Raw genomic sequence first — 9,735 nt, forward strand, 5'->3', positions numbered from 1 at the left:
AGATCATCAGGTATACCGAAAGCTCTTCCGACCAGGGCGGCGTATAGTGCAGAACATAGCGTTCAAACACCTGATAGGTGACCAGAACAACCATCATCACCGTCAAAACAACCATTACAAATTCCACGAATCTGGCAAGATAGTCCATAACCGTACTAGAGGATTGTTTCTCCGTCGAAATCATCCATACAACCTCCCGAATCTGTTAACTTACCAAATTTATATTCAGCTTTTACGAATAAAAGTGGTAAAATTTTCCCGGAAAAGTTTATTCACATCGCGTTGAATATCTTCTGCCGCAACAGGCCAGCTTTTTTTTATCAATTGGCTGTATTTCTCCCGGAGAATTTGCTCAATGCGGGGAAGCGAATGCTGCCACTTGTAGATCAGGTGTTCGAGAACCCGGCAGTCAGAATGCTGCGGGATAAAACTTGTACCCAATAATTCAAATCTCATCCTGGTAATTTCATCGACAAATTGAGGGGTGTTCAAAAACCACCAGCAGCCGAACAGCATCAGGTTACTGAACTTACGGGCTGCCACTGTTAGTTCATACTGATCCTCCCGGGAAAGCATGGTAAGAAGAAATTTATTCTGCGGATAAGTTGAGCACAGCTGGATAATTGCTCCTACGTCAGCCTTGCCAACTGCATCGCCGGCCAGTTTTAATTCCGGGTTTACCGCCCGTTTTGCTCCGACCATCAAGGCAAGCGGCAGCTGGTATTCCGCGCAGACAGGCAATACCACTTCTTGCAAGAGTATTGTCCCGCTGGCAGCCGTCAAGCAGGAAAAGTCGGGCGGCAGCGACAAAGCCACATATACCGGCTGCAGTTTTTCAATCCAGTCCTTCAGAAATTTTGCTGCCCCGGTCAGTGTAGCGGCAGTTAACTCCGCCTTAACCGGGTAACCCATCGATTGCAGAGTAACTGCGGCGGACTGCCAGTGATTGACCAGCTGATCCAACCGCAACGAATACAAAAATCTCTCGCTGCGATAAGCGCCGGATAAATACTTTACCTCCCTTTTGTCTAAAGGATCATTAGTCATAACCACCTTTTCGACATTGGCATACTCAAAAATCATATCGATATATTCGGCGTTCCTCATAGCGGCAAACTGCCGGCGGATCTCATTCAAATCTCTATTTTTACAAGTAATTCCCATGGTTTGTAAAATCGTTATGATCCCCTGGGTCGCTTCACTGACGGGGCTATTTTGCACAAATAACGCAGACCACACCAGTTCAGCCTGTTCCCCCTTGCTTAGCTGCCAGAACCGTTCTGCCGGTACATGCGTCTGTCGCATCGTCTCGGCAATTAAATAGTGATATGTCAGTAATTCATCAATTCCGGCAAGGCACAAATCGCCGAACTGTTCCGGAAACAAATGGGTGTGAACGTCAATTATTTTCGTGTCTTTAACCGTTTGGCTCAGTACCTGAGATAGCTGTTCTTCGGATTGAATCCGTACTGGTTCCATTTCTGCTTCACCGCCCTTATGCTTTTTCCCGCATAGCTTTGTAATTCAACGCATCCCACAAACCGTTGAGATAAGTCGCCCCTAAAGCCCTGTCATATAAACCGTAGCCCGGACGTCCTTGTTCTCCCCAGATCATCCGTCCATGATCCGGCCGGATCGGCCCGGTAAATCCAATATCATAATAAGCCTGCATAATCTCACGAATGTCCAAAGAACCTTCATCATATTTATGCGAGGTTTCATGGAAAATCCCCGGTCCGCCAATATTGATATTCCGCACATGACCAAAATGCACTCGGCCAAGCTTGCCAAAATAGCGGATCATTGCCGGAATATCATTCTGGGGATTGGCTCCCAGCGAGCCGCTGCATAAGGTCAGCCCATTGCTGGGGCTATCCACCAAACGAATAATCCGCTCCAGATTCTCTTTCGATGTGACAATTCGCGGCAGGCCAAATACCGGCCACGGCGGATCGTCCGGGTGAATGGCCATTTTTATGCCGCATTCTTCTGCCACAGGAATGATCCCCTGTAAAAAATATTTCAGATTTTCAAATAGTTTTTCGGCGTCGATGTTCTTATATAAACCAAAGAGAACTTTCAGCTCTTTTAGGCGGCCTTTTTCCCAACCTGCCATTTCAAATCCGTTAGAATTATTTTCTACATTTTCAACCATTTTTTCCGGTGTCTGATTTTGCAGCAGACGCGCATCATAGGAAAGTACGGTTGATCCATCCGGCAATTCGTACGCTAAATCCGTACGCGTCCAATCAAACACCGGCATAAAATTATAACAAACCACCTTGATTCCTGCCTGAGCCAGGTTTTGCAAGGTAATATTGTAGTTTTCTATATACCGGTCACGAGTAGGCAGACCCAGCTTGATATCCTCATGGACATTTACACTTTCAATTGTTTCAAACAATAAACCGTACTGCTCAACCTCCTGCTTCATAGCCAAAATCTTATTCAATGGCCAAACTTCTCCCACCGGAATATCAAACAGTGCAGCGACTATTCCCTTCATTCCCGGAATCTGACGGATGTATTGCAATGGAATATTATCGCTGCCCGTACCATACCAGCGAAATGACATAATCATATGCAGCCTGCCTCCTTAGTTAAAAATAACCCAGGTTTTATTGTATTTATCTGAATGTTCTTGCTGATATACTACCATACTACCATATCAGTGTCAATGCAAAGTTGAGTACCGGCGGCTGGGGGAACTTAGCTCATCGCTCATAGCCCATAGTCCATCGCACTTGGCTGTCATTGCGAGCGGTAGCGAAGCAATCTTCCTGCCGCTAATTCTAAACCGTTTTTGTCAGCGAAACCGTTCCCGGCGACATAGCGATAGGCAAAAAAGTAAACAAATAGTCCGTACCACTTTTCCTGTGATACGGACTATTTGTTTAGCTAACGACCCCTTCGCGTTTCCGCGCCTTTACGGTTCTAAAACCCCACCATGTTCAATCAAAGTATCCTGTCCTCCATACTTTTGGGCAGACTAAAATAATCAGCGTAGTCTCTGCGTAAATCCTGAATATCAAAATTCACTTTATTAAGATGTAAATCAATGATTCGCCTGCCGGCGGCTATATTCTTTTGCTTAATCGCCTGAACCAATTCTTGATGCTGCTGCAATATTTGGGGCAAATCGTACCCGCCGGCAATGTTGAGCATTCTGACCCGGTTGTAGTGGGTATTCATTTGCTGAATCATGGACCAGATTCGCGCCTTGTGGCAGCCGCTAAAAATAGCGCCGTGCAGCGCCTCATCAATCGCAAAAAACCTCAGATTATTCTTTTCCTGTATGCACAGTTCCTGAAGTGTAAGATAGGACTGCAATTCAAACAACTGTTCCTGCGGGAACTCCCGACAGGCAATTTCAATCACCGCCATTTCCACGGTTTCCCGCAGGAATCTCGACTCCTCAACATTTTCCAGATCAATCAAAGAAACATACGTGCCTTTCTGCGGCAAAATATCCAGCAAATATTCCTGGGACAACTGGATAAAGGCTTCCCTGACCGGTGTCCGGCTAACATTTAGCAGGTTGGATATATCCTTCTCCGACAAAGTACTGCCCGGCGGAAGTTTTAAGCTCATAATATTTTCTTTCAAAAATCTGTATACATATTCCCGCGTCGATTCCTGCGGCAATCGGTTCACCATTGCGATTTTCATTTATCTTCCTCTGTTTTTGCTTTTTTAATTATACTACTATAACTACTATACCACAGTCAATATGAGATTTGATCGTGATATAGCAGGTATCTTTCCTTTAATGCCGATGCACTGTCCAGCCTCTTCCGCTCAGCCACTTTGCCGTAGTGTCCTGAATTAATTTGCGTGACTGCTTCGCCTGGCATTCCGGACAGTTCAGTCTGTCCTTCAAATAAATAGCGTCTTGCTTCCCAGCCGAAAGGAAGCGCCGCCCGCAGCTGACGCAAGTTTTCCATTTGATTTTACTATCCGGCATATATCCCGACCTCCCGCATTCCTCTACTATGGCCGCTATCTCATTGTATTTCTCCCGATTGAAAAACAGAACCCTGCCTTCATCTTTTTACTTGCTTCTCTCAGTTTCACTATTTTAGACAAAATTTATACAAACTATCTTTCTTTTTGTCCGCTTTTGTTTTAAAATTAGAAATATAGCATTAAAATAAAGGAGCTTGGCTTTATGGAAGACGAATTACTGGTTAAGATTCTGAGTCATCTGGAAAGTATGAACAATCGTCTGCAAAGTATCGAGCAGGATATTTCCGCTGTGAAAACCGGTCAAACCAAAATGGAGAACGGTCTCACCACTAAAGTCACCGCGCTCTTTGACGGTTGGCAACAGCACGAAGAATACTTTGACGCCAATGTCAGGCAACTGGAGCATATAGAAAAAAAACTGGACAAGCTGGAACTGGCAACAACTAAAATCGGCAGTGCCCAGGAACAGCATTCCGCTCTTCTCGCTATGCTGGCCAGCAGTACAGCCCGACATGAGAGCGAAATCACCGGTCTGAAACGGGCAAAATAAAAAAAGCAGGGTGTGTAGCCCTATGTCTTTTTTTATTTTCAGGCGTATTAAGAGTATACCTCAACTTCCGGGCAGCTACCGCCGGAAGAATGATGCTGATACCACAAAGCTTTCCCCCGCAGCGTATCGCCGCCGCTTCCCGGATCGTCGCCCGGTTTTGTCAGCCAAAAATCCCAGCAAGTTCCGGCTGATCGGGGCCCATACAGTTTATTCCGGGATACGCAGCGATCCAGATTATCGGCGGCCTCGGCGTGAGTCATGACATGCTCGGCATCAATCGGAACAACCAGAGCATCCGCCAGCACCGCAACAGCTTGGGCGATGGTCTCAATTTGCTCATTCGTAGGCGGATCCGACCCCAAATTTTCACCCCAGGCGCCTTTGCCGCAGGCGGCGCAAACAGCCACAGCACCGCCGTTGCGATGCCGGGTATGCAGCTTGTATTCATTTAAATCATCGGTACTGACAAACAGCGTCCCATCCTGCCCGACATTCACATGATAGTCCGGCGATAATAAATTATAAGGCCCTGTTGTCCAATGGATATAGATTTTTACCGGCCGGCCAATCCGCCCGGCGATTTCCTCCAGGCGAGGCCGAGCCTGTTCTGACAACAGCCGCAATTCTGCCAGCGTTATCTTCCGCATAAGCTACGCCCCCTTTTACCAACACCTCACTATAATTTATGTGAAAAAGCAGCCATTGGTTCCTGCCGAATGCGGTTCTGCTGCATTATCCTGTTTTCAATTCTTCAGAATTGGCTTTCCTGTTTCCCCTTGCGGCAGGAATAATTTTTATATTGACCATTATGGAATGATAGCATACAATAATGGTGGATCAAGTTATTCTTACACCCTTTGCAGGGTGTCTTTTTTTAGTCAAAATTCCTACAAATTTAATTTTTATTTCTTACAAACAATTGACACATTCCTTACTATGTGATATCATGAACTTGCACAATCAGTTACACTTCCTTAAAAAAGTCGGCTCTAGGGTCGTCTTTTTTTGCTATGGTGCTAATTTTCCCTTTGCTCCGTCCTACAACCGAAATATTCTCAATAAAATAAAAACCGTCTATTTCAAAGTAGACGGCCCAACGATAATTACTCTTCCGGCGGAAATCTTGGCACGCATTTCAATAAATAATATAATGCGGCAGCGCTAACCGCAATGATGAAATATAGCAAAAACTGCATCCTCATATCCCCTTTCTTCGTTGGCATAGTCTATTATTACGCACTTCCGTTATAAATATGTGACAAATTTATTTCAATTATAATTCCCCCTGATTTTTAACCGGCTGTCCGCATTCACCGCCAGTGCCGCGTAAAATATCTATGGCATGCGGCAGCAACGGTAGAATAACATGCAAACATTCTCTGACCGCTTTAGGGCTGCCCGGTAAATTAACAATCAGGCACTTGCCGCGAATACCGGCCACTGCCCGGCTTAACATGGCCCGGGGAGATTCGGCAGAGCTTTCCCGCCGCATGGCTTCGGGCAAGCCGGGAATAGACCTTTCTATCACTCTAAGCGTAGCTTCAGGAGTTACATCTCTCTTGGAAAACCCCGTCCCGCCGGTAGTTAAGAGTATGGCGACGCCAAGTTCATCGGCCATCTCTATCATGGCCTGCGCTAACATCTCTTGATCGTCAGGCAATAGCCGGTAATCAATGACCCTTCCCTGTATATCCTTAATAAGCGTTTCAATTTCCCAAACGCTTTTATCTTCCCGCTCGCCTTTGGCTCCTTTATCGCTGGCAGTGATAATACCGACAGGAATGCCCGTCCAAAAATCAATACTGTCCCCTGCCTTTACCCTGCCGCCAACCAGCACACGAGTAAATATGCCTTCTTTCGGCATAATACAGTGACCCACTTGTTTGAAAATTTCACAGCCCTGATGGCACTCTTTGCCAATCTGCGTTACTTCTACCAATGCTTCACCGATGGTAAGATATGTACCGACAGGTATTGTAAACAGTTCCATCCCTTCTATTGTCAGATTTTCCGCAAAATCCCCCGGGGTTAAATCAATACCCTTTTCTTTACCGGCCTCCCGCATTTTTTCAATGCTGCTTACACTAAGCAAACTTACTTGTCTATGCCATTTACCGGCATGGGCATCTCCCTCCAGGCCCCAGCCTGCTATCAGTTTTCCCTCACCGACGCTTTCCTTGCGAACGCCTTTTTTCCTGCTGATACAAACCGCCGCTACCTTTCCTGGCATGGATTATCCTCCCTCTCAAACAGGCCGCTTTTACCGCCCTCTTTACGCAGCAAACATATATTTGCTATGACCATGGACCGGTCAACCGCCTTGCACATATCATAAATGGTAAGGGCGGTAACCGCAGCGGCCGTCATAGCCTCCATCTCCACCCCTGTCCGCCCGCTTACTTTAACAGTGGCTTCCAGCATAACGGACTGCTGCAGCCGTGTAAAGCTGATCTCCACTGCGCTGATTGCCAGAGGATGGCAAAGCGGGATAAGCTGATGTGTCTGTTTGGCAGCCATAATGCCCGCCAAGCGAGCCACTTCCAAAACGTTTCCTTTGGCAATCTGCAAATCATAAATTTTTTCCAGGGTTTCTATTTTCATAAAAACTTGTCCGCCTGCCACTGCCTGGCGATAAGTAACAGCTTTATCACTAACATCAACCATCTGACTTTCTCCCCAAGCATTAAAATGGGTAAATTCCGCCATAATTCTCTCCTTTTATTTCCCAAATGAACAATGAGGATATCGACAGCCTTCTACACATTGACGGCATAACCCCCCATGCCCCAGCGATGCGATATATTGGCGGGTAATATTTTCGCCTGCCAGCACTTTTGGTAAAACTATATCAAGTACAGTCACTTTGCTGAACATGCCGCAGGCAGGAATTCCCAGTATAGTTACATCCCCTAAATATGCCGCCATAAACATAGCACCAGGCAATACAGGCGTCCCATATACCGCAATTTTTGCCCCTGCCTTTTTAACCCCGGTCAGAGTAACGTCGTCAGGATCAACCGACATACCGCCGGTAATAAACACTATATCGTTGTTAGACGCTAATTTTTTTACATTCTCGGCAATCAGTTCGGCATCATCCGGCAAAAATATGGTTTGCGTAACCTGACTGCCCAAAACTTTAAATTTACTTTTAATGACAGCTTCAAATTTATCCTCGATAATACCCTGGTATACTTCATTACCGGTAATAATCAACCCTGCCTGCTTAGCTGCCAGATGAACAAGACGAATAAGCGGTTCCCCGGCAGATATTGCTTTAACCTCATTCATTATTTCTTCCGGCAATACCAGGGGTATGATTTTAACACTCGCCACTAGTTCACCAGTCTGAACCGGGCTATCATTATGGAGCGTGGACAGAGCTAATCCTTCCAGCAGATTGATCTGCAAAAGTCTTTCCCTATCAACTTTCAGCAAGCCATTGCCTGGAGCTTTTACATTAACCTTCCCTTCGGCAGCCTCCATGTAAGTTAACTCAGAATGCACCACTAAATGTACTAATTGCTCGGCAGCATCGTTTTCATGAAGGTATCCCGGCTTAATCTCCATAACATATACATTATTTTTACCCATACTTCGCATCAATGGGATATCTTCCGCTTTGATAATATGACCTTTTTTAAAAGCCACTCCTTTGAATTCTCCCGGCACAATGCGAGTTAAATCCTGGCCTAACACCATGCCAAGAGCCTGACCGACATCAATGACTTCCATGCTATGCTAAATCTCCCTTCTAATCAGCCCGCGGCCTGACTTCTGCCTCTGTTCCTGATGGCAGACAATCACTGCCTGAGACGGAATATCAAGTGGCGCCTCGGCAAATAACATGCCTGATATCATGCCATTTGCCTGAAATACCAATGGCTCAGCCTATAACATTCCATCCTTACGTTCACAGCGAAAACTGCTTAGCCGCCAATGCGTGACATACTGCGTTCACTTTTTTGCCCCTTTACCAACACATGCTGTTTAGGTTTATTCCACACAACCTGTTTTATTTGTGTAAGCAGCTCATCGTCGGAAATGCCTGAACGTAATTGCTGTCGCAGGGAATATTCTTCATTGGACAGCAAGCAAGGCCTGAGACAGCCGTCAGGAGTAAGACGAATACGGTTGCAGGAACTGCAAAAGTGCTGGGATACAGGAGCAATAAAGCTAATGGGGCTTTGGGATTCAGGCATATCATAAATTTTCGCCGGACAACTGCCGCCCATCTGAGGGATAAACTTACTAAACCCGGCAGCAGCGAGTTGCCTTTTCATTTCTCCGGCCGTAAATAAGTAATCTTTCCCGGTGCGAAATGGCATATATTCAATAAATCGGATCTGGTAATGATTTTTAATGCCAAAGTTAGTCATATCGACAAGCTCATCGGAATTAAACCCTTTCATGACCACCATATTGATCTTGACTGGAACAAGTCCGACTTCCCGGGCCCTTTTGATACCGGCCAGCACCTGTGGCAGCCTATCCTGACCTGTCAATTGAATAAATCGTTCCCGCTGCAATGTATCAAGACTCACATTGATGCGCCCCACCCCTGCCTGCTTTAAAAAAGGAGCGTATTCCGCCAGCAGGCTGCCATTTGTAGTCAGTCCAAGTTCCTTTATCCCGGGAATACGGGCAGCTTCCCGCAAAAAAGGCAGTAATCCCTTGCGTACTAAAGGCTCCCCGCCTGTAATACGTACCTTATCAACTCCCAAACTGGCAAAAGCGCTAATAATTCGTATTATTTCATCATAACGTAAAATGTCATTATGGTTCAGCCATCTCACGCCCTCCGGCGGCATACAATATTGGCAGCGAAAATTACATCTGTCAGTCACGGCCACTCGCAAATAATGAATATGACGGCCTATTCTATCATATAATTCAGCCACTTCTTTCACCTTCTTCTCCGTCCAGCGTTGATCATTTGTTTTCTCCACTTTTACCGCCAATGCATCTAAACGTTCATATATTATTCTCCCCCTATTTTCATAGATTAACACCTGCTCTGAAATTTATGTCCCCACCGGAGTATGTTGCCTTTTCCCAATAGCTGCCATAACGTCATTTATATCCACTAAATAATCAAAACCACCAGTTGAACTGGTGGTTTGCTCTGGCCCTATAAGGGCCTATTACCTGTGGTAGCACCTTAAAAGGTGCACTGATATGGTCTGACAACCACACTTTTACCACGGGCTGCCCCCTAC

11 protein-coding genes are annotated in these 9,735 nt (G+C 45.8%); 1 reads left to right on the plus strand and 10 read right to left on the minus strand.

Going from position 1 to position 9,735, the window contains the following annotated elements:
* The 5 genes from ABFC84_18005 to ABFC84_18025 all read right to left on the minus strand — a co-directional run.
* The coding region (locus ABFC84_18005; protein ID MEN6414634.1) for a TRAP transporter small permease subunit at positions 1-184 on the minus strand (184 nt) is incomplete at its 3' end.
* 41 nt (positions 185-225) lie between these two features.
* Positions 226-1,479, minus strand: coding sequence for a hypothetical protein (locus tag ABFC84_18010; protein MEN6414635.1), 1,254 nt, complete (start codon positions 1,477-1,479; stop codon positions 226-228).
* 16 nt (positions 1,480-1,495) lie between these two features.
* Positions 1,496-2,581: a mannonate dehydratase gene (uxuA, locus tag ABFC84_18015; GenBank protein MEN6414636.1), complete on the minus strand. Its 1,086-nt coding sequence runs from the start codon at positions 2,579-2,581 to the stop codon at positions 1,496-1,498.
* Positions 2,582-2,955: 374 nt separating this feature from the next.
* Positions 2,956-3,669: a GntR family transcriptional regulator gene (locus ABFC84_18020; GenBank protein ID MEN6414637.1), complete on the minus strand. Its 714-nt coding sequence runs from the start codon at positions 3,667-3,669 to the stop codon at positions 2,956-2,958.
* Positions 3,670-3,725: 56 nt separating this feature from the next.
* Positions 3,726-3,944, minus strand: a complete 219-nt coding sequence (locus ABFC84_18025) for a hypothetical protein (GenBank protein MEN6414638.1) — start codon at positions 3,942-3,944, stop codon at positions 3,726-3,728.
* A 224-nt stretch (positions 3,945-4,168) separates the two neighbouring features.
* On the opposite strand from ABFC84_18025, the gene ABFC84_18030 reads away from it, so the two are divergent.
* The gene (locus ABFC84_18030; protein ID MEN6414639.1) at positions 4,169-4,516 is read left to right on the plus strand and encodes a hypothetical protein; all 348 of its coding nucleotides are present in this window, start codon (positions 4,169-4,171) and stop codon (positions 4,514-4,516) included.
* Positions 4,517-4,563: 47 nt separating this feature from the next.
* Here the strand turns inward: ABFC84_18030 and ABFC84_18035 are convergent, their stop codons facing one another.
* The 5 genes from ABFC84_18035 to moaA all read right to left on the minus strand — a co-directional run bounded on the left by ABFC84_18035 (position 4,564) and on the right by moaA (position 9,477).
* Positions 4,564-5,163: a hypothetical protein gene (locus ABFC84_18035; protein ID MEN6414640.1), complete on the minus strand. Its 600-nt coding sequence runs from the start codon at positions 5,161-5,163 to the stop codon at positions 4,564-4,566.
* 626 nt (positions 5,164-5,789) lie between these two features.
* A complete protein-coding gene (locus ABFC84_18040; protein ID MEN6414641.1) occupies positions 5,790-6,746 on the minus strand; it encodes a molybdenum cofactor synthesis domain-containing protein in 957 nt (318 codons plus the stop codon).
* Positions 6,731-7,222, minus strand: coding sequence for a cyclic pyranopterin monophosphate synthase MoaC (gene moaC / locus ABFC84_18045; GenBank protein MEN6414642.1), 492 nt, complete (start codon positions 7,220-7,222; stop codon positions 6,731-6,733). Before moaC ends, ABFC84_18040 begins: the two co-directional genes overlap by 16 nt.
* 12 nt (positions 7,223-7,234) lie before the next feature.
* On the minus strand, positions 7,235-8,251 hold the full coding sequence (locus ABFC84_18050) for a molybdopterin-binding protein (GenBank protein ID MEN6414643.1): 1,017 nt from the start codon (positions 8,249-8,251) through the stop codon (positions 7,235-7,237).
* A gap of 194 nt (positions 8,252-8,445) precedes the next feature.
* Positions 8,446-9,477: a GTP 3',8-cyclase MoaA gene (gene moaA / locus ABFC84_18055; GenBank protein MEN6414644.1), complete on the minus strand. Its 1,032-nt coding sequence runs from the start codon at positions 9,475-9,477 to the stop codon at positions 8,446-8,448.
* Positions 9,478-9,735 lie beyond the last annotated feature (258 nt).

The organism is Veillonellales bacterium (assembly GCA_039680175.1).
GTDB lineage: Bacteria > Bacillota > Negativicutes > JAAYSF01 > JAAYSF01 > JBDKTO01.